This is a genomic window from Nocardia sp. 348MFTsu5.1 (genome assembly GCF_000383535.1).
Lineage (GTDB): Bacteria > Actinomycetota > Actinomycetes > Mycobacteriales > Mycobacteriaceae > Williamsia > Williamsia faeni.
Genome location: NZ_KB911512.1, coordinates 386,656 through 407,841 on the forward strand (window position 1 = coordinate 386,656; position 21,186 = coordinate 407,841).

27 protein-coding genes are annotated in these 21,186 nt (G+C 63.1%); 16 read left to right on the forward strand and 11 right to left on the reverse strand.

Going from position 1 to position 21,186, the window contains the following annotated elements:
- The first annotated feature begins 15 nt into the window (after positions 1-15).
- On the forward strand, positions 16-1,467 hold the full coding sequence (locus tag H290_RS0110305; RefSeq protein ID WP_020106718.1) for a hypothetical protein: 1,452 nt from the start codon (positions 16-18) through the stop codon (positions 1,465-1,467).
- A 97-nt stretch (positions 1,468-1,564) separates the two neighbouring features.
- Entirely contained in the window at positions 1,565-2,302 is a 738-nt protein-coding gene (locus H290_RS0110310; RefSeq protein ID WP_020106719.1) for a hypothetical protein, read from the forward strand.
- Here H290_RS0110310 and H290_RS0110315 read toward each other — a convergent pair.
- A complete protein-coding gene (locus tag H290_RS0110315) occupies positions 2,293-3,009 on the reverse strand; it encodes a FadR/GntR family transcriptional regulator (RefSeq protein WP_036518481.1) in 717 nt (238 codons plus the stop codon). The two genes, H290_RS0110310 and H290_RS0110315, sit on opposite strands and share 10 nt — an antisense overlap.
- A gap of 125 nt (positions 3,010-3,134) precedes the next feature.
- Between H290_RS0110315 and H290_RS0110320 the strand changes: the two genes are divergently transcribed.
- Both H290_RS0110320 and H290_RS0110325 read left to right on the forward strand, forming a co-directional pair.
- Entirely contained in the window at positions 3,135-3,650 is a 516-nt protein-coding gene (locus H290_RS0110320; RefSeq protein ID WP_020106721.1) for a gluconokinase, read from the forward strand.
- The gene (locus tag H290_RS0110325; protein ID WP_020106722.1) at positions 3,650-5,047 is read left to right on the forward strand and encodes a gluconate:H+ symporter; all 1,398 of its coding nucleotides are present in this window, start codon (positions 3,650-3,652) and stop codon (positions 5,045-5,047) included. Before H290_RS0110320 ends, H290_RS0110325 begins: the two co-directional genes overlap by 1 nt.
- A gap of 219 nt (positions 5,048-5,266) precedes the next feature.
- Here H290_RS0110325 and H290_RS0110335 read toward each other — a convergent pair whose 3' ends face one another.
- A complete protein-coding gene (locus tag H290_RS0110335; RefSeq protein WP_020106724.1) occupies positions 5,267-6,229 on the reverse strand; it encodes an SMP-30/gluconolactonase/LRE family protein in 963 nt (320 codons plus the stop codon).
- Between the two features lie 140 nt (positions 6,230-6,369).
- Here H290_RS0110335 and H290_RS0110340 point away from each other — a divergent pair, with 140 nt between their 5' ends.
- The 4 genes from H290_RS0110340 (at position 6,370) to crcB (ending at position 8,452) form a co-directional block, all read left to right on the forward strand.
- Entirely contained in the window at positions 6,370-6,810 is a 441-nt protein-coding gene (locus H290_RS0110340) for a Fur family transcriptional regulator (RefSeq protein WP_020106725.1), read from the forward strand.
- Positions 6,811-7,056: 246 nt separating this feature from the next.
- Complete coding sequence (locus tag H290_RS0110345) at positions 7,057-7,530, forward strand: DNA starvation/stationary phase protection protein (protein WP_020106726.1); 474 nt, start codon at positions 7,057-7,059, stop codon at positions 7,528-7,530.
- Between the two features lie 128 nt (positions 7,531-7,658).
- Entirely contained in the window at positions 7,659-8,090 is a 432-nt protein-coding gene (locus H290_RS0110350; RefSeq protein ID WP_020106727.1) for a CrcB family protein, read from the forward strand.
- Positions 8,087-8,452, forward strand: coding sequence for a fluoride efflux transporter CrcB (gene crcB / locus H290_RS0110355; RefSeq protein ID WP_020106728.1), 366 nt, complete (start codon positions 8,087-8,089; stop codon positions 8,450-8,452). The genes H290_RS0110350 and crcB overlap by 4 nt, the downstream gene beginning before the upstream one ends.
- A 22-nt stretch (positions 8,453-8,474) precedes the next feature.
- Here the strand turns inward: crcB and H290_RS0110360 are convergent, their stop codons facing one another.
- From H290_RS0110360 to H290_RS0110370, 3 genes are read right to left on the reverse strand one after another with little or no spacing between them, the layout of a single operon-like run.
- Positions 8,475-9,236, reverse strand: coding sequence for an AIM24 family protein (locus tag H290_RS0110360; RefSeq protein ID WP_020106729.1), 762 nt, complete (start codon positions 9,234-9,236; stop codon positions 8,475-8,477).
- Between the two features lie 10 nt (positions 9,237-9,246).
- Positions 9,247-9,966, reverse strand: coding sequence for an AIM24 family protein (locus tag H290_RS0110365; protein WP_028463023.1), 720 nt, complete (start codon positions 9,964-9,966; stop codon positions 9,247-9,249).
- A 5-nt stretch (positions 9,967-9,971) separates the two neighbouring features.
- On the reverse strand, positions 9,972-10,595 hold the full coding sequence (locus H290_RS0110370; protein WP_020106731.1) for an AIM24 family protein: 624 nt from the start codon (positions 10,593-10,595) through the stop codon (positions 9,972-9,974).
- Between the two features lie 162 nt (positions 10,596-10,757).
- On the opposite strand from H290_RS0110370, the gene H290_RS0110375 reads away from it, so the two are divergent.
- The gene (locus H290_RS0110375; protein ID WP_231373554.1) at positions 10,758-11,228 is read left to right on the forward strand and encodes a hypothetical protein; all 471 of its coding nucleotides are present in this window, start codon (positions 10,758-10,760) and stop codon (positions 11,226-11,228) included.
- A gap of 3 nt (positions 11,229-11,231) precedes the next feature.
- Here the strand turns inward: H290_RS0110375 and H290_RS0110380 are convergent, their stop codons facing one another.
- Both H290_RS0110380 and H290_RS0110385 read right to left on the reverse strand, forming a co-directional pair.
- Positions 11,232-12,086 (reverse strand): hypothetical protein, encoded by an 855-nt coding sequence (locus H290_RS0110380; protein WP_020106733.1) that lies wholly within the window; start codon positions 12,084-12,086, stop codon positions 11,232-11,234.
- A 53-nt stretch (positions 12,087-12,139) separates the two neighbouring features.
- Positions 12,140-13,093, reverse strand: a complete 954-nt coding sequence (locus tag H290_RS0110385; protein ID WP_020106734.1) for a helix-turn-helix domain-containing protein — start codon at positions 13,091-13,093, stop codon at positions 12,140-12,142.
- An 82-nt stretch (positions 13,094-13,175) separates the two neighbouring features.
- Here H290_RS0110385 and H290_RS0110390 point away from each other — a divergent pair, with 82 nt between their 5' ends.
- Positions 13,176-13,400, forward strand: a complete 225-nt coding sequence (locus H290_RS0110390; RefSeq protein ID WP_020106735.1) for a hypothetical protein — start codon at positions 13,176-13,178, stop codon at positions 13,398-13,400.
- Here the strand turns inward: H290_RS0110390 and H290_RS0110395 are convergent.
- Both H290_RS0110395 and bfr read right to left on the reverse strand, forming a co-directional pair.
- Entirely contained in the window at positions 13,362-14,048 is a 687-nt protein-coding gene (locus H290_RS0110395; protein ID WP_020106736.1) for a hypothetical protein, read from the reverse strand. The genes H290_RS0110390 and H290_RS0110395 overlap by 39 nt on opposite strands.
- 117 nt (positions 14,049-14,165) lie before the next feature.
- Positions 14,166-14,645 carry a bacterioferritin gene (bfr, locus tag H290_RS0110400; protein WP_020106737.1) on the reverse strand — a complete coding sequence of 160 codons (480 nt, stop codon included), beginning with the start codon at positions 14,643-14,645 and terminating at the stop codon, positions 14,166-14,168.
- A gap of 153 nt (positions 14,646-14,798) precedes the next feature.
- Between bfr and H290_RS0110405 the strand changes: the two genes are divergently transcribed.
- Positions 14,799-15,416, forward strand: coding sequence for a hypothetical protein (locus tag H290_RS0110405; protein WP_020106738.1), 618 nt, complete (start codon positions 14,799-14,801; stop codon positions 15,414-15,416).
- A gap of 15 nt (positions 15,417-15,431) precedes the next feature.
- Positions 15,432-15,617 carry a bacterioferritin-associated ferredoxin gene (locus H290_RS0110410; RefSeq protein WP_028463025.1) on the forward strand — a complete coding sequence of 62 codons (186 nt, stop codon included), beginning with the start codon at positions 15,432-15,434 and terminating at the stop codon, positions 15,615-15,617.
- Positions 15,618-15,684: 67 nt separating this feature from the next.
- Here the strand turns inward: H290_RS0110410 and H290_RS0110415 are convergent, their stop codons facing one another.
- A complete protein-coding gene (locus H290_RS0110415; protein WP_020106740.1) occupies positions 15,685-16,563 on the reverse strand; it encodes an NAD(P)-dependent oxidoreductase in 879 nt (292 codons plus the stop codon).
- Positions 16,560-16,952: a 4-carboxymuconolactone decarboxylase gene (gene pcaC / locus H290_RS0110420; protein ID WP_020106741.1), complete on the reverse strand. Its 393-nt coding sequence runs from the start codon at positions 16,950-16,952 to the stop codon at positions 16,560-16,562. The genes H290_RS0110415 and pcaC overlap by 4 nt, the downstream gene beginning before the upstream one ends.
- Positions 16,953-17,069: 117 nt before the next feature.
- On the opposite strand from pcaC, the gene H290_RS0110425 reads away from it, so the two are divergent.
- The 4 genes from H290_RS0110425 to H290_RS0110440 all read left to right on the forward strand — a co-directional run bounded on the left by H290_RS0110425 (position 17,070) and on the right by H290_RS0110440 (position 21,136).
- The gene (locus H290_RS0110425; RefSeq protein WP_020106742.1) at positions 17,070-18,647 is read left to right on the forward strand and encodes a methylmalonyl-CoA mutase family protein; all 1,578 of its coding nucleotides are present in this window, start codon (positions 17,070-17,072) and stop codon (positions 18,645-18,647) included.
- Complete coding sequence (locus tag H290_RS0110430) at positions 18,647-19,048, forward strand: cobalamin B12-binding domain-containing protein (protein WP_020106743.1); 402 nt, start codon at positions 18,647-18,649, stop codon at positions 19,046-19,048. Before H290_RS0110425 ends, H290_RS0110430 begins: the two co-directional genes overlap by 1 nt.
- 88 nt (positions 19,049-19,136) lie before the next feature.
- Positions 19,137-20,093 carry a TIGR03564 family F420-dependent LLM class oxidoreductase gene (locus H290_RS0110435; RefSeq protein WP_028463026.1) on the forward strand — a complete coding sequence of 319 codons (957 nt, stop codon included), beginning with the start codon at positions 19,137-19,139 and terminating at the stop codon, positions 20,091-20,093.
- On the forward strand, positions 20,090-21,136 hold the full coding sequence (locus H290_RS0110440; protein WP_020106745.1) for a CaiB/BaiF CoA-transferase family protein: 1,047 nt from the start codon (positions 20,090-20,092) through the stop codon (positions 21,134-21,136). The genes H290_RS0110435 and H290_RS0110440 overlap by 4 nt, the downstream gene beginning before the upstream one ends.
- Positions 21,137-21,186: the final 50 nt, after the last annotated feature.

Consider the following 21,186-nt stretch of genomic DNA (forward strand, 5'->3'; position numbering starts at 1 on the left):
GGTTCGTGTTTGTATATGCAGGTGACGCGCGCTGGCGGTTCGACGGTGGTGTTCTTTGCGGTGCTTCTGTTGTTGGTGATGGCAGCACCCGCCGCGCAGGCCGATGTGGGTGCGCTCGATGTCGGTCCGGCCGGAACTTCACTCATCCACGGGGATCCCGCATCCACCGATTCCACACCCAATGCCGGACCTGGAACCGATGGAACACTGGTTGCCTCGTCGCTGCCGGGTGGAGTTTGCGCAGCGACCTTCATCGGGAGCGACGGCCTGCCGGTTGCCCTGTGTACCGGCTACGTCGGGGTGGATCCCGACATCTGGTCGAGCTCCGCTTCGCTTCGTCTCCCCGGGTTTGCCGTCCCGACTGTGAAACTGTTCGATCCGGCCACGGCCCAGCCGATCGCGTCGATACAACTCACCAAAGGTGGGCTGCTGGGCGGGGTGTACGGCTACCTCGACAACCAGGATCGGGTGGTGATGGCCGACGGGTCGGGCTCGATCCTCAAGATCGCTCACCGCAAGAACCCGGACGGACAGTGGCAGTTGTTCATCGATGAGCGTCTGGACGTCGGTGATCAGATCCCCGCCGATGACGCGATCACCGGTCTCGCGCCGGACTTCGATGGGCGCATCTGGTTCGCGACCACGGGCGGTGTCATCGGCACCGTCGAAGCCGGTGGTGGCCGGGTCGGATCCACGCAATTGCCGGCCGGCGAGAAGCTCACCAACGGTCTCACCATCCGTCCGGGCGGTGCCTCCATCCTGACCAGCCGGGCGCTATACGAAATGCGTGCCGATGAGCAGGGCGTGCCGCTGATCGTCTGGCGGGCCACGTACGAGGCCGGAAGTGTTCGTCGGCCAGGTCAGCTCGCGCCCGGATCGGGCACCACGCCAACGTATTTCGGGCCGAACGGCGACGAATGGGTCGCGATCGTCGACGACGCGCCCCGGCCCAAGTTGTTGGTCTATCGCTCCGACAACGGTTCGCCGGTCTGCAGCACCGATGCGTTCGGAACGTCGGGGCAGGGCACCGAGAATTCGCCGATGGCATCGGGAAACTCGATAGTCATACCCAGCACGTACGGATTCCAATATCCGCCGCTCGCCACCTCGGGTCCGAGCGATCCGCCGTCGGCGCCGTTCGCGGGGGGCATGACTCGAATCGATGTGTCCGAGAACGGATGTGAGCGAGTATGGGAGAGCAATGACCGGATTGCCACCCTGCCCAAGCTCTCTCGCGCGGACGGTCTGATCTATGCGCTGACCTACGGTCCGCAGGCACCCGGTGGGGGAGTGCAGCAGATCGGTCCGGTCTACTACACGGCCGTCGACTTCCAGACCGGACAACGAAAGGCGTTCGCTCAGGTGGGCGTGGCGCCCGTCGACGAACCACTGCAGCTCACCGGAACGATCAGCTCTGACGGCGCGCTGTGGCAGGCGACGGTCGGGCGGATGCTGAAGATCGGTTGACGCTCGGCCACCATGTTTCCCGTGAAACTGAACCGGTTTCGGTTTCTGATCGCAGGCTGCGGGGGCGCGTGAGCCTGCGGATGCAACAATCGACAATGTGACGCAGGACCCAGGGGATCAACCGAACGAGCCGAAGCGCGACCGCCCGAACCTCGAGAAATCAGAGACCGGGCCGGACGAGTCTGTGATCGTGCCGCCCGACCTGGAAGGTATGCCGTCGCTGGCAGAACTCGATGCGGCCGACATGGCCACAATCGCGCAGGGCCGGACGTCCAAAGACAAGGACCACGCCAACTTCGACGAGGACGTTCCACCACCGGCGTCGCTGTACCACGCCTGGCTGTTGTGGCTGGGTGCTGCGGGTGCGGCGGCGATCGGGGTGATCTACGGATTCCTGAATCTGGGTGCGATCACCGATCTGCTGACCGAGCGACTGCAGGAGGGGGTCCGGGACGACCCCGCCAATGCCGCACCCGCCGATCGGATCGATTCGATCGCCGGGTTCTTCCCGCCGGCCATGCTGATCACCACGCTTCTCCTGCTGGCCGTCCAATACCCGCTGCTGGTTGCCATCGGCCGTCGGCGCAGTCGCGGAGCCCGCAACATCTACGTGACGATGGCGCTGGTGATGCTCCTGTGCATCCCGATGGGCATAGATCTGCTCTTCGACTACTCCGCCGTGCCCGCGGCGATCCGGATCGTCGGCTGGCTGCAGTTCGCGTTGTTGCTGCTCTCCGCATTGTGCACGCTGCGTCGCGGGGTGAATCAGTGGCTGCCGCCGTCGAACCGGATGAAGCCTACGCAGATCTTCCGGCCGGGTAGTCGCTACTCCTGATCGGTGTCGGGCTCGGAGACTGCGGCGGCGGCCTCGACGATGATCTCGCGCATGGCCTGCTCTGCGCCGGCCGGATCCCGGAGTCGGATGGCCCGGGCGACCTGATCGTGCAGGTCGATCGCCGCGGGGTTGGGCCGGGTGGGCATCATGCCGTGGTGGGTACGTCCGGCGAGGACCTCTCCGACCACGTCGCTCAGAGCCCGGAACATCTCGTTGCCGCTCGCCTCGAGCAGGGTGCGATGAAAGATCTTGTCGGCGAGCAGGTATTGATCGAGGTCGCCGGAACGGCCGTGCATCACCATGTCCGACACCGCGGCGGCGAGGATGCGGCACTGATGTTCGTCGGCGCGGTCGGCGGCGAGCGCGGCTGCGACCGGCTCGAAACCCCGGCGCAACTCTGAGAGCGTCAGCAGGAAATCCGTGCGCTCACCTGCGTCGAGACGCCAGCGGATCAGCCGTGGGTCGAAGACGTTCCACGTCTCTTTGGGTTGAACGGTGATCCCCACCCGGCGGCGTGAAGCCACCATGCCCATGGATTCCAGGACCCGGATGGCCTCGCGGGCGACGGTCCGCGACACCCCGTAGTGAACGCCGACGGCGTCGAGTGTCAGCACGTCCCCGGCAGGATGATCGCCGGACACGATCCGGGTCCCGAGATCGGTCAGCACGCTGCCGTGCAATTCGCCCACTGTTGTGTCAGATGCCACGCATTTATCTTCCCATTCACTTGCCGGTGTAACAAAGAACTGGTTTTATCTCGTCTGGTCTTGCAAAAGTATGACTATTGAAGCAGTATATGTGACGGTCAACACAATGCGGCGATGGAGAAGGTATGAACACAGCTCTGGTTGTGATGGGGGTATCGGGTTCGGGTAAGTCGACGGTCGGGGCAGCCCTTGCACAACGACTGCGCGTTCCGTTCGCGGACGCCGACGACTTCCACCCTCCGGCCAACATCGCAAAGATGTCCGGCGGACACGCACTCGACGACGACGACCGATATCCCTGGCTCGAGACGATCGGTCAGTGGCTCACCGCGCACAGCGACGGTGGAGTGATGAGTTGTTCGGCGCTCAAGCACAAATATCGCGACCAGCTCCGTGCGCACTGCCCGACGGTGCGGTTTGTGTACCTCTCCGGATCTCCCGAGGTGATCGGACGCCGTCAGGCGAGCCGTCCCGGGCATTTCATGCCGCCGGCGCTGTTGGCGTCCCAGTTCGAGACCCTCGAGCCTCTCGGTCCCGACGAGCAGGGTTACGAGATCAACATCGACCAATCCATCGACAAGATCGTCGAGACATACATCGTCGCCGCCGGCGTCGATCCGAGCATCACTGAGGAGAACTGATGTACGCAGCATCTGGAGCTGTGCTGGCAGCCGATGTGGAGTTGCCTGAACCCGTCGCGCCCGGCTGGCAGCTGATCCTTGCCGCCCTCTTGGGCATCGCGGTGATCGTTGTCCTCATCACCGTGGCGAAGGTCCACCCCTTCCTCGCACTGGTCGGCGGTGGTCTCACGGTGGGAATCGTTGCCGGTGAGGCGATCCCGGATGTGCTCAAGTCCTTCACCGGTGGATTCGGAACCACTGCAGCCGGCGTGGGTATTCTGATCGCGCTCGGCGCGATGTTCGCCAAACTACTCGCCGATTCCGGTGGCGCGGACGAGATCGTGGACACGATCGTCGGACACGCCTCACCGCGGATGTTGCCGTGGGCGATGGCGCTGGTCGGCGCCATCATCGGTCTGCCGATGTTCTTCGAGATCGGCCTCGTGCTACTGATGCCGGTCATCTACCTGGTCGCGCGGCGGTCCGGACTGTCGCTGATCACCGTGGGTATTCCGGCGTTGGCCGGTCTGTCGGCGATGCACGGGTTCGTCCCACCACATCCGGGCCCGCTGGTCGCCATCGATGCTCTCGGCGCCGATCTGGGCACCACGCTCGCTCTGGGTGTTGTTGTTGCGGTCCCGACGATCGTCGTCGCCGGACCGCTCTTCGGGAAACTGGCCGGCCGCTGGGTCGTGCCGCCGATTCCCCACACCTTCGACGCCGATCCTGCGGACGGTGTGACCACCAAACGGCCGTCCTTCGCGATCACGATCTTCAGCGTTCTTCTCCCGGTTGTCCTGATGCTGGGCAAGGCAATTGCCGAGATCTTCATCGAGGACGATGACTCGATCGTGCGGGAGATCCTCGATGTGCTGGGCACGCCGATCATCGCCTTGCTGATCGCTGTCGTTGTTGCGATGTTCACCCTCGGCCGCGGCTCCGGCATGGACCGCGACACCATTTCCAAGGCCACGGGCGCAGCGCTTCCGGCGATCGCCGGCATCCTGCTGATCGTCGCGGCCGGTGGCGGATTCAAACAGGTCCTGGTCGACACCGGTATCGGTACGCTGCTTGCCGATTGGGCAACGGACGCCAACATCTCGGTCATCCTGATGGGCTGGACCCTGGCCGCTCTGATCAGACTGGCGACCGGTTCGGCGACCATCGCGACCATCACGGCATCGTCGTTGATGCTCGGACTCGTCGATGGCCTCAGCAGTGGGGAACTGTCACTGGTGGTCTTGGCGATCGGTGCGGGTTCGGTGTTCTTCTCGCACGTCAACGACGCCGGCTTCTGGCTGGTCAAGGAATACTTCGGGATGTCCGTCGGCGAGACCATCAAGACGTGGTCGATCATGGAAACCATTCTCTCGGTGGTCGGTTTGATTGTGGTCCTGCTGCTGGGGTTGGTCATTTAAACACCAAGTAAGGGGACACCAACTCCGTTGACCGTGCCCATCCCACCGCCGAGCGTGCCGAAATCGCCATTGACCGTGCCGATATCACGCTTGATTCCGTTGCCGTTCAGTATCTTTGGCACGGTCGGCGGTTGGATGGGCACGCTCGACGGGGCGATTTTCGGTACGGTCGGCGGTTGGATGGGCACGGTCGGCGGTTGGATGGGCACGGTCGACGGGTCAGGGGGTGGCGGCGGTTGCGTTCGGGTCGAAGGCGCCGGGGATCTCGTAGATGTTGCCGTCGAAGCCGGCGCGGAACAATCGTCCTGCCGAGAATCCGGTGTTGCCGCGGCCGTAGGACACCACACTGGATGCCGGTAGCCCAGATGCCAGGGCACAGAACTGGTTGGGCCCGTCGACGCGCAGGATCTCACCACTGATGTCGGTGGGGACGATCGGCCGGTCCTTGGAGTCCAGTGTCAGACCGTCGGCGGCCGCGATCACATCGGTGCCGCCGAAGGTGACCAAAGACTGTGGTGCGCCGGGATTGTTGACCGGAATCCGGCTGACACCCGGATTGACGAATGTGCGGGAGACGTAAAGGTAGCCGTCGTTGTTACCGAGTACCGCACCGTTGGCACTCGGTAGTTGGGCCCAATCAGGTTGCACCGCACCGTTGGGGAACACCCGCCCGACCAGCGCGCCGAAATCGTTGGTGGCGTAGATGGTTCCGTTGCCCGCCACCGCCATGCCGTTGGCAGCGCTCAAGCCGGTGACGAATGGGGTCAGACGTCCGGTTGACGGCTGATACTTCGCGATCGAGGCAGCTCTGACTGCATCGCCGACGAAGACCCGGGCATCGGCGCCGTAGCCGACGAGGAGGGTGCCGTCCGGGGTCCAGGCCAGGGCTCCGGCGCCCCCGCTGGGGACGGTCGCCACCGGGACCGCACCGGCACCGGGCCGGTCGATGCGGAACAGACGTCCGCTGATCAGATCGGTTGTATAGAGGCGGCCACCGGCATCGACGGTGAGGCCTTGGAGCGCGCTCCCGGGGACGCCGGCAACCAGGACCGGGGCTTGCCCGGCACCCGGGCAGATCGCGGCGGCGCCGGCGCCCGGAGCGGTGAACGTGGTGATCGCTGCGGTGACCAGCGCGGCCGCAGCGGCAATCCGGACAAATCGGTTAGATAAAAACTTCGGCATGCCGAACCTCCCGGTGATGGGTTCAAGCCTAGGTGACCGCGGTCACATTTGCACCCGCGCTCAGCACCGTCTGACGGATCTTCCTGGGCTTTTGTGCCATTAACTGGAACTATTCCAGATTAGAGTGTACGGTTGTCAGCATGAACGAGACGCATTCCGGCAACCCGCGGCAGCAGCTGCGGGATGCCGGCCTGCGGGTGACAGCGCCGCGACTTGCGGTGCTCGATCTACTCGACGGATACCCACACTCCACGGCTGACTTTGTGGCGGCGCGGGTCCGTGAGCAACTCGGTGGCGTGTCGACACAGACCGTGTACGACGTGTTGCGAGTGTGCGCCGAGCGCGGCTTGTTGCGTCGCATCGAGCCGGCCGGGTCTGCGGTCCGGTACGAGCGCCGGACCGGCGACAACCATCACCATCTGGTCTGCCGGAGTTGTGGCGAGGTCCACGACATCGACTGTGTGGTAGGTGTGGCACCCTGCTTGCAGCCGGATGCAGATCACGGCTTCATGATCGACGAAGCCGAAGTGACATTCTGGGGTCTGTGCCCGCAGTGCCGAGCGGAAACTGGTCCGAGTTAGAAGTCTCGAAGTTCCTTGTCGTCCAACTGTGTTCGATACCACAGATGCGTATCGCGTTGAAATACAGCATCTTTCGATGGACGTACGAAGAAGGGTTGGTGGAGATGGGAATAGATGCCACGCCGGACATGTTGAACAGACCAGAGCGCCGAACCCCTGGGCTCGAATCCCCAAGTGTCGCACCACGGGGGATAGCCGGGTTCAGCGCAGACCGAATGTAAATTTCTCGAACCAGGAGGTAGTGGAATGAACAATCCGATCACGAGCACATTGAACAATGACCAGCAGGCTGTTGCAGGTAAGGCGCTTCAGGAGACCGTTGTCGACATGATCGACCTGTCGCTCATCGCAAAGCAGGCCCACTGGAACGTCGTAGGTCAGCAGTTCCGGTCGGTTCACCTCGAACTGGACGAACTGGTGACAGCGGCCCGCGACTTCACCGATGCCGCGGCCGAGCGTGCCACCGCCATCGGCGTCAGCCCGGACGGCCGGGCCGAAACCGTCGCAAAGACCGCGGGTACCAAGGGTTTCGGTGAAGGATGGACCAAGGACGTTGACGTGGTCACCGCGATCGTCGCCAACATCAAGACAGTTGTCGACGGACTCCGGTCCCGCATCGAAGCGACTGAGAAGGCCGATCCGGTCACCCAGGATCTGCTGATCGGATTTGCCGCCCGGTTGGAGCAGCTGCACTGGATGTGGCAGGCGCAGGTCGCCTGACCGAAGCCCCAGGTGGCGCGCAGCCCGCGCCGCCTGACGCAAAGCCCCCCACGGCCTACACCCCTCGGCCGTGGGGGGCTTTTGCGTGGGAATCGCCATGTGAATTGTGCGGGCAGTACATTCTTGGGATGGCTGCCCGTCCATTGCATCTGCGCCCGAGTGCGTTGATCCCGATCTTCGTCGGTGGCCTGCTGGGTACCGGAGCCCGGTACCTGTTGGAGAAGGCCTATCCCTTCGAACCGCCGGGATGGCCCTGGACCACGTTTCTCATCAACTTGGCCGGGGCCTTTGTGCTGGGCGTGATCTTGGAAGCACTGGTTCGCATGGGGGATGACTCCGGATGGCGTCAGCGAGCTCGGTTGTTCGCAGGGACCGGCTTCTGTGGCACCTTCACCACCTACAGCGCTTTTGCGCTGGAATCGTCATTGCTCTTCCGGCACGGCAATCTTGCTGCGGGCGTGGGATATATGGTGGCGACGGTGGTCGCCGGCGGCCTGCTGGCCTGGGCCGGGATCTCGATCGCAGCAGCCGTCCACACCGGAGGGGGACGGCGCCGGTGATCGTCTGGGTGGCACTGGCCGGCGCGATCGGCGCGATCGTCCGGTTTGTGGTCGATTCGGAGTTCAAGCGCCGGGTCTCCGTGAAGTTCCCCTGGGGCACCGGCTTCATCAACGTGACCGGTTCTCTGATCATCGGGGTGGTGGCCGGGACGGTGATGTATCACTCGGGCGCCATCGAACTGCAGGTCATCATCGGTACCGGATTCTGCGGTGGCTACACCACATTCAGCACCGCCAGTGTCGAGACCATCGAACTGATGAGGCAAGAGCGACGAGGTGCCGCAATGGCCTATGCCGCCGGTTCTTTGGTCATCTCGGTGGTCGCCTGCGCGGCCGGTCTCGCGTTGGCCTACCTGCTCTGACAGGCTCCACCGAATCGTGGGCTCAGTAAGTTTGCTGCTGCTGCGCCAACTGCGTCTGGATCTTCTGGTTGAGTCGCTGGAGGCCGACCGACGACAGGCCAGGGATCTGACTTTCCAGACTGCGCACCAGGTTGACGTCGTTGATGACCTTCTCGCTGGACTGGATCAAGACCGTGCCCGAACCGGTGAAGTCGAATTGCTGCTCTTCGCCACTGGCCGCACCCATCATCGCCGCGCCTGCAGCCATGAAGCCGGTGATCCAGGTCTGGTCGTAGTGATGGCTCGGTGAGGGGCAGTCCGCCCATCCGACAAGGGCTTCGGGGTCGACCCGCAGCGGGGGCTCGGCGAACATGACCGGCCCGTTCGACGACGCGAGGAACTTGCCGGTGCCGATGAGCGTGAGGTATCCGGGGACGATCGACTGGTTGAGCTGCAGTCCGGGTTCGAAGGCCAGCAGGTTGGCCGCGCGCACCGTGAGGTTGCCGTCGTCGAGGTCGTAGGAGTTGATGTCGTAGCCACGGTCTCCGATGATCAGCGTGCCCTGGCCCTGGGCGATGATGTAATCGCCCATGTAGAGCGGTGCGCTGATGGTGCCGGCGAGGCTCTGCATCATCGCGGTCTGCATGCCCTGGATGAGCGCCTGGAACTGCATCTGCCCGTAGTAGGCGATCATCGCGCCCTTGGACATGATCCAGGGTTTGGTCATCTGCATGTAGTACGCGTAGGTGTTGCCGGGTATGTTGTCGTCGCCCTGCAGCATTGACGGATTGAGTATGTCGCTCATGGCTTTTCCCCTACAGCTTCTGCTCGGACGCTTGCACGAACACGATCCCTTGACCCTGGCACTCCATCTGCATCGCCTCGCCGGCTCCCTTTCCGACGGCGTCACGCCAGCCCACTTTCGACTTCAGCTGGGTCTGGACATTTCCGAACGTGCCGACAAATGCCTGGGGATCGACGAACACCGGGTACTGGCCGCCGACCTGGATCTCCAGCACCTCACCGTGGGCGAGCAACACCACAGAGCCCATCCCTTGCAGTTGCGTCGTGAACATCCCGTCGCCCGTCAACGCGCCCGTTGCCGCACCACGGAGGGCGCCCATGAACCCGCCGCCCCGTCCGCCACCACCTCCGCTGCTGTGAGCGGTCATGGAAATGATGGACGCCTGGATCCCGGCGGTGTAACCGAGTGTCCGGGACGCATCCGCGGTGACGGTACCGCCCTGGGGCATGTCGATGACATGTACTGCGAGTCCCGCGAATCCGTAGTGGACCTGGCCGTGGCCCTCCGCCAGCATGGTGGCTTCGTGTTCACCGCGCATCATCCGGCCGGCCATGCCGGCGATGGCACCCATACCGCTCATACCGGGCATGCCGCCGGCTCCCGGAATCTGGTGCGGGGTGAAGTGCACCTGGCCGGTGTAGAAGAGCATGGCGCCTTTTCGGGCGACCACACCACCGGCTTGGCCGACATCGACCTTGACGACCTTCGAATTGATCTTCTCAAAAACCATGTCGCTCACCGTTCTGCCGGCTGGATGGACACAACACCCTGGCCCTGCCACCGCAGTGAAAAGGCCTCACCACCGTCTTGGCCGATCATCGACCGCCAGCTGACGTCGGTCACAAACGATTGCTGTAGTTGACCTTTGGCGGAGACGAATGCGTCCGGATCGACCACCAGGGGGAGGTTCGGATTCACTTCGAGGTGGATCAGTGGACCTCCGGCCGACAGCAGCGCGACCTGGCCGCTACCGGTCACTGTGGTGGTGAAAAGTCCCTGGCCGCTGGACATCCCGCCAACTCCGGCAAATTGGACATTGGTCTGCAGATTGCCGGCCATTGCCAACAACTGTCGTGACTCGACCTGGATGGTCTCGTTGTTGAGTTGCAGGACCGTCGTGTACTGGGCGTCTTGCGCCAGGTGCACGATGCCGTTGCCGGTGCACTCCATCAACTTCAGCGATTCGCCGGTCGCTTTCTGTTTGAGCCCGGCGAGAACGCCTGCTCCGCCACCGAATCCGGCCGATTTGAACTCGACCTGCCCCTGGTACGAGACCATAGATCCGCTGACTGCCTTGATTGAGGTGTTGTTGAGTCGTGCTTCGACAACACGCTTGGTCAATCCGATCAACTCGGCCATCTGACCTGTTCCCCTATGAGTTCGATCCTGCACATGGTGGCTTATCGTATGCGCCGCGGGCCCGAGGTGAACAGTGAAATAGACAGTTCAAATGATCACGGCGGTTCGGCCACGACTCCCGGTGCCCTGGCGTGGTAGCGGCGTTTCTGTAACGTGTGTCAGGTGAATGACACATCGTGGGCGGCAGTTGGTGTTGGGATCTTTGTACTTGCGGTGGTCCTCGGGGTGGGCCTGTACGTCTGGTACCGGCAGGCCGAGTCCGTACGCCTCGAGAAGGATGTCGACCTGGCGGTCAAACTACGGTCGGTGGCCGGCGATGATCCGGTCCGGGCGGCCGCCGTCGACGAGTTCGAGACGGCCATCTACGAGCGTCTGTTCTATGTGTCGACGGTGGGTCCACGGGCCAGGGGAGCGGCCTGGGCTCTGCTGGGAACCGTGCTCTCGGCGTTTGCCACGTTGTGGGTGACCGGCGACAGCAACGTCGAGCGTGCCGTTCACTACGGTTTTGCCGCAGTTGCAGTTGGTTTCGCGCTGACGTTTGTGGTCTTCCTGGCGTTGACGGTGTACGCGGCGACCACCATGCCCAGGATTTCTTTCGCCGATTCCTATGAATCGGAAACCTCTGGCGACTGAGAATCAGAACCCGGGATATCCGCCGGGTCCGGTGGTTGCCATAGGCGGCGGATAGATCTTTTTGCGGCCCAGGATGATTCCCGTGATGCTCGTCCCGACCACGATCAGCAGCGTCACGGTTGCCAGGATGGCGCCTGGCCCGGTCGAGAAATCGTTCAGTCCTTCGAACAGAACCGAATCCTCGTCCTCGTCGAAGATGACGCATGTGCTGGGTACAAGAAGAAATGCCAGCGCCACGATGAGATGTAGGACGGCCAGGACGAGGATCGCGATCGAGTTGCCGAAACGGCCTATGTTGCAGACGATCAGCAGAGCCAGGACGAAGACCGGTAACACGAAGAACGGGATGAACGTCGCTGCGAATGGCGTGCCGGTGGTCCCGGGGTCCATGGTTATCTGCGAACCATCCTGGAAAACCTGACCCCAGCCGTTGACTGAAATCGTCGGTGCCTCGGTATATCTCGGTTCGAATGAAGCCCAGGTCAGCCAGCCGTACGCGATGAACAGCAACGCGCCCACCATCGCGACTGCCCCGAGGATGCGGGTTGCTCCGACCGCGGCGGGTTGTAGATGCACCGCCGGCGAGTGATCACTCACCGAGAACTCCGGCACCGGATAGTGGTGCGGATACGGCGGCACTGCGTATCGCTGGTCAGAGTATTGCTCTGCCGGGTACTGGGTTTGGAGCGGATCCCCGTACTGCGGTGGCGTATACGGCACGAACTGATCGGAGGACGGTGACGGATACGCCGGATAGGGATTGACCGGCGGCGCGTAGGTGGGTGTCGCTTCGGTGTGGTCCGGTTGCTTGGTCAGATCCGGGCGGTAGCCGCCTTGATCGCCTGAGTTACTGGTCATCGTCTCCGCTGCTTCCGGGTCGGGTTCGGACCCATCGTAGGGGAAAGGGCGTGTCAGCCGACGCAGCCGAAGCGTGATCTGAACGCGGTGGGTGTGATGCCGACGGCTGTCGAGAAGTGGTGACGCAGCAGCGTTGCCGATCCGAATCCCACCCGTCGCGCGATCTCTTCGATGCCCTGACTGCTTGATTCCAGCAAGCCCTGTGCGGCCAGCACCCGTTGTTCGGTGAGCCATCGAAGCGGGCTGGTGCCCACCTCGTCTCGGAATCTGCGAGCAAAGGTTCGCGGCGACATATTTGCCTTGGCGGCCATGTCGGAGATGGCGATGTCGGCGTCGAGGTTGCTCAGCATCCAGCCGAGGACCTGTCCGAATCCGTCGTTGTCACATTCGGGCACAGGCTCTTTCACGAACTGGCGCTGTCCACCCTCGCGATGCGGGGGCACCACCATCCGCCGTGCGATCTTGTTCGCGACGGTCGGCCCGAGTTCGGTGCGCACCAGATGCAGGCTCGCATCGATACCGGCCGCGGTGCCGGCGCTGGTGATGATGTTGTCTTCTTGGACGTAGAGGACGTCGGTGTTCACGTCGACTTCGGGAAAGAGTCCCCTCATCGCCGCACCGTACTTCCAGTGGGTGGTGGCGGATCTGCCGTTGAGAAGTCCGGCGGCGGCCACCACGAATGCGCCGGTGCACACCGACAAGATGTACGCGCCCCGTTTGTCGGCCGCACGGAGGACATCGAGCACCGCTTCGGGATAGTCGGCACTGACCCGCCCGGCCGGAATCGCCACGAGATCGGCATCGGCGCAGGCTTCGAGTCCGTACTGGGGGACGATCTGGGCTCCGGTGGTGAAGTTCAGGGGCTTGCCCGGTTCGATTCCGCACACCCGCAGGTCGATTTTGGGTACGCCTTCGTCGGTGCGGTCGACACCGAAGACCTCACACACAACGCCGTATTCGAACGCTGCGACAGGTTCCTGCAGGATGACCGCGACTGACTTCAACACTTACCAAGTATGGCAGAAAATTTGCGGGGATGGTCAAATCTGCCACTGTTGGCACGATCTTTTCGGGCGCATAGTTTCGGACATGGATATCGAAGCAGTCATCATCTCGGCGCTACTCGCCGTGGCGCTGGTCGCGGCTTTCGCCGTGATCTACCAGAACGCAATGAAAACCGCCCACCTGCCGCGTGCTCCGTTCGGCGCCGACGTGGAGGTCGGGCTCGAGGAGCAGCAGAGGTGGGCGGAATCAGACGTCGTTAACTCGGAGCGATCAGATGACCTGGAAGTTCGTGACCCCGCGCTGGGGTAGGTCGTCGAGAATCGGTTTGATGTTGGTGCCGGTCTCGGGACCGATGCAGCCGAAGAAGTAGTACGCATTGACCATGCCGACCAAGCGGTCCCCGACAACGACGGGGCTGCCGGAATCACCTTCGACAACACAGATCTGGCTGAAGTGGGCAAATCCGTCCGAGAACCAGGTCACGCCGCAGGTGTTGCCGGTGGTGCGGCCTTCCTTGCAGCCGATCTCGGGGAATTGTGGCGCTTGTGTTCGGATCCCCCGGATTGTCACCCCGCCGATCCGCTCGACGGGATTGACCAGGGCTGCGTCGAATCGGATGAGCGCATAGTCCAGGACGTCGTTCGAGAACACGATCACGCCGAGTTGCCCTGCGGCCTTGGACGATTCGGACAGGACCGGTGTGCCGGCTTTTCCGCAATGACCGGCAGTCAGACCGACCAGGGCGTTGTTCTGATCGTGTCCGATGGTGGTCAGGGTGCACGCGTTGTATCCGCCCCCGCCCGTCGGGAACAGGATTCCGGACCCGCCGCCGAGGGTGACCTTCGCCGGTGCTGCCGTGGCGGTCGATACCCCAAGGGTGGTGAGTGCGAGCAGAGCGAACAGGGCTGCGATGACCGTGCCGAGCTTTTTGAACATCAATTCCTCACGTGAACCCATGACGATGACACGAGAACCTGAGATCAGGGCCTCGTGTCATCGCCTTTGGAGCAGAGGGTAGCGCAGATCGTGGATACGTCGATGTCGCTCGGCGTATCTACCTGCGACCGGCCTTGATCATTTCGGCGGGCTTGCCACGCACTGTGCGAGGTAGAGCTGCTCGCCCAGCTTTTCCATCAATTCGAGTTGCGTGTCGAGATAGTCGAGATGCTGTTCCTCGTCGGCCAGGATCCCCTCGAGCAGGATGGCCGTGGTGGTGTCCTGTTTCTCGCGGCACATCGCGATACCGGGCTTCAGTCGGTTGATGACGTCCACCTCGATGCTCCGATCGCTGACGAACTGCTCGCGCAACGTCTGTCCGACCTTCAGCGAGAACAGTCGCTGATAGTTCGGCAGGCCGTCGAGCAGAAGGATCCGGTTGGTGATCGCTTCGGCGTGATTCATCTCGTCGAAGGATTCCGCGCGGGTCGTTGCAGCTATTTCCGTGAAGCCCCAGTTCTCCTGCATTTTGGAATGCAGGAAATACTGGTTGATTGCCGTCAGTTCACTGGTCAACTGCTCGTTGAGCAGCTTGAGAACCTCGGGATCTCCTTGCATGGTTTCTCCTCACGTCAAAAGAAGCGCGTGATTTCATCACCGGGAGGGCTGGTCCTGGTGGGGCTGTATGAACCCGCGCGCTGCATTCAATTTACCCGGTAGCATGGCGATTCGACCGACAATGATGGACCTTTGACAGCAAGGACGGATCTGATGACCGAGCATTCGCGAATCCTGGCCTCGGATTTCTCCGTTTCCAACGAAGCCGGAATCATGGAACGCCTTGCGGAGAACAATGATTCGCTGGCCCGCCTGGGCGCGCATCACCTGGTCGTCTATCGGGCATTGCATGACGACAAACGTGTTTTTGCCACGCTGGGCCTCCGGGACCGCGGGTCGATCGACAAGCTTTTGCGCAGTCCGACGGTGATGGAGTGGTACGACGCCGCCGGCGTTGATGAAATTCCGCCGATGTTCGCCGGTGATGTCGTCGAGAAGATCGAGCTCGAATCGGCGGTGTCAGAGGATTCCGGGATCATCGTCGCTGCGATTGCGCCGGTGGAAGACGTGGACGCGCTACTGGAGAAGGTGCGTCGGAGTCTGCGCCGCTTCATTGCCGCCGGTGTGCGCCGGGTTTGGATATACCGGGCGTTCGATGACGGCCACGAGGTGATGATCCTGCAAGAACTCGACACCGAAGAGCATGCCATTGCATGGGTCGAGCATCCTGACGCCGCCGCCGAATGGATGTTGGGTGCCGGCGTCGGCGTCTACCCCCCGCTGTTCGTCGGGAAATTGGCGCGGGTCATGGAACTTCAGCTCGCCGGATAGCCGCAGGTATCCACGATGTATGTATGTCTTTGTCATGGAGTTACGAGTCACGTTGTCGAACAGGCCGTGGCCGATGGTGCACGCACGTCCAAAGAAGTCGCGAACGCATGTGGTGCCGGCAGTGACTGTGGTCGCTGCCGTGGCACCGTCCGCGCGATCATCGAGACGCACTTCGCAGGAGCGCCGGCCACCCACCGATAGTGTGGGGTTTTGGCGGCTTCCACCTGGGGAAATGCTCGCCAAAACCGCACATCATCGGGTGTGGGGGCTACTGGTTAAAGGTCCATTTCGCGATCTCGGTCTGATCGGCACCGGGCCCGAGGTCCTTGTCGGCGTCGGCCCAGACCTCGACCGCTCGTTCACCGAGCGGCGCGGAAACACCGATCGCGGATGCGAGGCCGGTCGCGATCCGCATGTCCTTCAGCATCAGTTCGAGCCGGAAGCCCGAGTTGTAGGTCTCCGGAATGACGAACTTGGGGAACTTCACCTCGGTGGCGGCATTCTGGCCGCTCGATGCGTTGAGCATCGACACCATCAGTTCTTGATCGAGCCCGAAACGTCGTCCGATGGCCACGCCTTCGGAGGTGACCAGGAGCCCGACCGCTGCCATCAGGTTGTTGATCGATTTGAGCGCATGGCCGGCGCCGGTGTCACCGACCCGGGTCATCACACCCATCGGTGCCATCAGGTCGGCGATCGCGGCGACGGATTCTTCACTGCCGCCGGCCATGATCGTCAGTTTTCCGGCCTGTGCACCGGCAACGCCACCGGACACCGGCGCGTCGACGAGGATCGCTCCGGTCTTCTCGACCGCCTTGGCGAGTTCGACCGTCGACAGTGGTTCCGACGAGCTCATGTCGACGACGGTGGTGCCCGGGGTCAGTGCGGCGAGCACGTTGTCGTCGCCGAGAACAGCCTCGACAACACGTGAGCTGGGCAGCATCAGGATGACGTATCGGGCACCGGCGATGGCTTCGGCCGCGGTCTCTGCGGACTTACCGCCGGCGGTGACGAGTGCCGCACGCGCGGTGTCGGCCGGATCGAATCCGACGACGTCGTAGCCGGCGTCGAGGAGCCTGATCGACATCTGTGCGCCCATGTTGCCCAGACCGACAAACGCGACGCGGTCTTTCTGCTGTGTGCTCATGCGATGTGCTCCGCAACGATTTCGTTCGCCACCCGGAAGGATTCGAGCGCGGCGGGTACGCCGACATAGATCGCGGTCTGCAACAGGACCTCCTGGATTTCTTCGGGGGTGACCCCGTTGTTGAGGGCGCCACGGACGTGGGCGGCGAGTTCGGTGGGCTTGCCGAGTGCGGTGAGCATCGCCAGATTGATCATCGAGCGCTCGCGGCGGCCGAGTCCGTCGCGGGTCCATACCGCGCCCCAGCAGTACTCGGTCACCAGCTCCTGCATCGGGCGGGTGAAGTCCGTGGTGGCCGCGACAGCACGCTCGACATACTCGGCTCCGACCACCTCCTGACGGACCTTCATGCCGGCGTCGTATGTCTCGCGGCGGGTGGCTTCAGTGGTCATCTGGTCCCGGTCCTCTCTCCGATTGGCCCGTTGCCACTGCGTTGAGCAGTAGTTCAAGGGTCATTCACGCCAAATGGTATTGGCATTCTCATTTTTTGCAAGTACGGTATTCACATCATGAACGAGAACGTGGAAACCTCCTCTGGCATCCCTCTTGAGTCGGTGTATGGACCGAGTCCTGACGGGTCGACCCCACCCGCCCCAGGCGAGTTCCCCTTCACCCGCGGAAATTTCCCGTCGGGATATCGGGGGCGGCTCTGGACCTTCCGTCAGTACTCCGGATTCGGAACTGCCGAAGAGTCGAACCAGCGCTACAAGTATCTGCTGGGACAGGGTGGCACCGGCCTTTCGGTCGCCCTCGACCTGCCGACACAGTGTGGCTATGACTCCGACGATCCGGAGTTCACCGACGAAGTCGGTCGCGTGGGCTGTGCTGTCGACACCCTCGCTGACGCCGAGATCTTGTTCGATGAGATCCCGTTGGACAAGATCAGCACCAGCTTCACCATCAACGGCACCGCCGCCATCCTCTTGGCACTGTATGTCGCTGCTGCGGAGAAGAAGGGTGTGCCCCGCGAAAAGCTCACCGGCACAATTCAGAACGACGTGCTCAAAGAGTATGCCTCGCGTGGAACCTGGATCTGGCCGCCGGAGCCGTCGCTGCGACTGATCGCCGACACCATCGAGTTCTGTGCCGCCGAGGTCCCGCGTTTCAATGCGATCTCGGTCGCCGGCGCACACTTCCGCGACGCGGGCGCAAATGCCGTGCAGGAGATGGCATTCACGCTGGCCGACGGAGTCACCTACTGCGACACGGTTGTCGAGCGCGGACGGATGACCATCGACCAGTTCGCCCCGCAGATCTCGTTCTTCTTCTACACCCACGGTGACTTCTTCGAGGAGATCGCCAAGTACCGGGCCGGCCGCCGCCGTTGGGCGACGATCGTGCGCGAGCGGTACGGCGCCAAGACCGAGAAGGCCGCGATGTTCCGCTTCGGCTGTGTTGCCGGCGGCGCCTCGCTCTACGCACCGCAGGCCCAGAACAACCTGGTCCGGGTGGCTTACGAGGCAATGGCCTCGGTCCTCGGTGGTGTGCAGTCGATGTTCACCGCTGCCTGGGACGAGCCGTTTGCGCTCCCCAGTGAGGAATCGGCGACGATGGCGCTGCGTACCCAGCAGATCCTCGCTCTCGAGACCGGTGTGACCAAGGTTGCAGACCCGCTTGGTGGTTCGTACTTTGTCGAGGCGCTCACCGACGCCACCGAGAAGAAGATCATCGAGATCATGAGCGACCTCGAGAATCACGGTGGCATGGTCGCCTCGATCGAGGACGGCTACCTGCAGGGTCTCATCGCCGACGAGGCGTACAAGATCCACCAGGACATCGAGCGGGGCGATCGTCCCGTGGTCGGTGTGAACCGTTTCGCCTCCGATGAGGCCGCACCGGACATCGCGACCTACGAGCTCGACGCCGAAGGACGGGACCTGCAGCTCAAGCGTTTGGCGAAGGTCAAGGCCGAGCGTGATGACGAGGCCGTGAAGAACACGCTGGCGAAACTGTCGCGAGCCGCGGAAGGGACAGAAAACCTCATGCAACCCCTGATCGATTGTGCAAACGCGTATTGCACCGTCGGAGAGATGACCACCGCACTCAAAGACGTGTGGGGCGAGTTCACGCAGCCGGTGGTCTTCTGATGACCGCTCGTATTCTCGTCGCGAAGCCAGGCCTCGACGGCCACGACAAAGGCGCCAAGATCGTTGCCCGTACCCTGCGTGACGCAGGATTCGAGGTCATCTACACCGGTATCCGGCAGCGGATCGAGGACATCGTCTCGATCGCACTGCAGGAAGACTGCACCGTGGTGGGTCTGAGCATTCTGTCGGGTGCGCACGTCGGTCTCACCAAGCGGGTTGTCGATGCGCTTCGTGCGGCAGATGCCGGTGACATCAAAGTGATTGTCGGCGGCACGATTCCGCAGTCCGACGTACAGAAACTGCTCGACATCGGCGCCTCGGCGGTGTTCCCCACCGGTACGCCGCTCGAGAAGCTCGTCACCGATATGCGGGAACTGACCGGTACCGCGGCACCGGCATAGGGCCTTTCGAACACAAAGCTATGACCAACCCCGCCACGTGAATGAAGAAACCATGTGGCAGAACTAATTTCGTCAACTTGGAGGTATCGTGCGCGTCGGGGTAATGATCGGACCGGAGCGCGGTGACGCGACCAAGAAGGTCGAACGGATGATGGCCGACATCGTCTGGGCCGAAGAAGCCGGGTTGGATTCGGCCTGGGTGCCGCAGATTCCCACGGACTTCGACGCGCTGATCACCGTTGCGTTGATGGGTACCAAGACCTCTCGCATCGAGATCGGTACCGCCGTGGTGCCGCTGCAGGCGCAGCATCCCATTGCCCTTGCCCGCCAGGCACTGTCGGCGCATGCGGCAACCGGCGGCCGGTTGGCGCTGGGTGTGGGACCGTCGCACCACTGGATCATCGAGGACATGCTCGGCCTGCCGTATGAGAAGCCGGCCAAGCTGACCCGCGACTACCTCGAAGTGCTCAACGCCGCGCAGCAGGCGCCGGGCGAGGTGAACGTCGTGAACTCGACCTACAACGTTCACAACCCACTCGACCTGGGACCGGTCGCCCCGATGCCGATCTTGGTCGCGGCACTCGGACCGGTCATGCTCGACATCGCCGGCCAGCACACCGACGGCACCATCCTGTGGATGGCCGACGAGCGCGCCATTGGCGATCACGTAGTTCCCAAGATCACCGCTGCCGCAGAGAAGGCCGGACGCGGTGCCCCTCGCATCGTCGCCGGAATCCCCGTCTGCCTGTGTGCACCTTCGCAGGTCGAGGTGGCCAAGGAGCGGGCAAACCGCATCCTGGCTGAAGCCGAGGTCTCGCCGAACTATCAGCGGCTGCTCGATCAGGGCAACGCGAAGGATGTCGGCGACCTGTGCGCGGTCGGTGACGAAGAGGCGATCATGAAGCGCTTCAAGCAGTTCGAAGACGCCGGTGTGACGGACCTGTCGATGCGTCTGCTCCCGATCGGTGACACCCGTGACGAGCTGATCGCATCCAAGTACCGCACCCGGGAAGTGATCGCCGGGCTCGTGGCGGACATGCGATGAATGCCGGACCCCTCGCCGGGATCCGGATCCTCGAGGTCGGACACATTCTGGCCGGCCCGTACGCGACCATGATGCTCGCGGATCTCGGTGCCGAGGTGACCAAGATCGAACCGGCCACCGGTGATCTGTCGCGGCAGGTGAGCGACGCCTATTTCGCGAGCCTCAACCGAGGCAAGCGGAGTATCTGCCTCGACCTCACCACCGAGGCGGGCCAGGCGCGCCTCGGAGAACTGGCCTCCGAAGCACACGCTTTGATCGTGAATCTGAAGCCGTCGGCGATCCGAAAGTTCGGGCTGACTTACGAAGCTCTGCAGAAGTGGAACGACAAGATCGTCTGCGTCGCACTGACCGGATACGGACTCGACCAGGGCGACGATCCGGCGTTCGACTACGTCATCCAGGCGGTGACCGGTGTCGCATCGCTGACGGGTGATCCCGACGGTCCGCCGACCTTGCCCGGATACTCCGCCGCCGACAACTCGACGGGACTGACCGCCGCGTTGGGTCTGCTGGCGCAGATCATCTCCGGCAAGGGTGGCCAGGTGGACGTCTCGCTGCGTGACGTGATGCTCTCCCAGCTGAACTACCGGGCGTCGGCCTACCTGAACGAGGGCACCGAACCGCGACGGATGCCCAATGGTGCGCACTCGTACTACGTTCCGGCGCAGCTCTTTCCGACAGCGGACGGATATCTGGCGCTGTTCGTGACCCACGACGGCTTCTGGCGCACCTTCTCCGCGGAGGCGGGCATCGAGGGGTTCGCGACCATGGCCGAACGGGCCGCGAATCGCGACGAGGTTCTCGCGGTCGTGTCGGCGGCGCTGGCCACCGACACCGCCAAGTCCTGGGAGGCCCGGCTTCGTCCCCTCCAGGTCCCGGCCGCCGCCATCCGGACACTGCCCGAGGCGCTGGCCGAGAATCCCGGAATGGTCGTCAAGGCAGGGACTTTCAGCCTGGTCGGCAACCCGATCCGGATCAGTGGCTACGAACCCGAATACGGTGCACCACCCGCGCTCGGCGAGCACGGCGCACTGCCGTCCTGAATCACCCCAACAGCCATAACCACACGCTCCAGTCACCTCCAGGTGCTGCA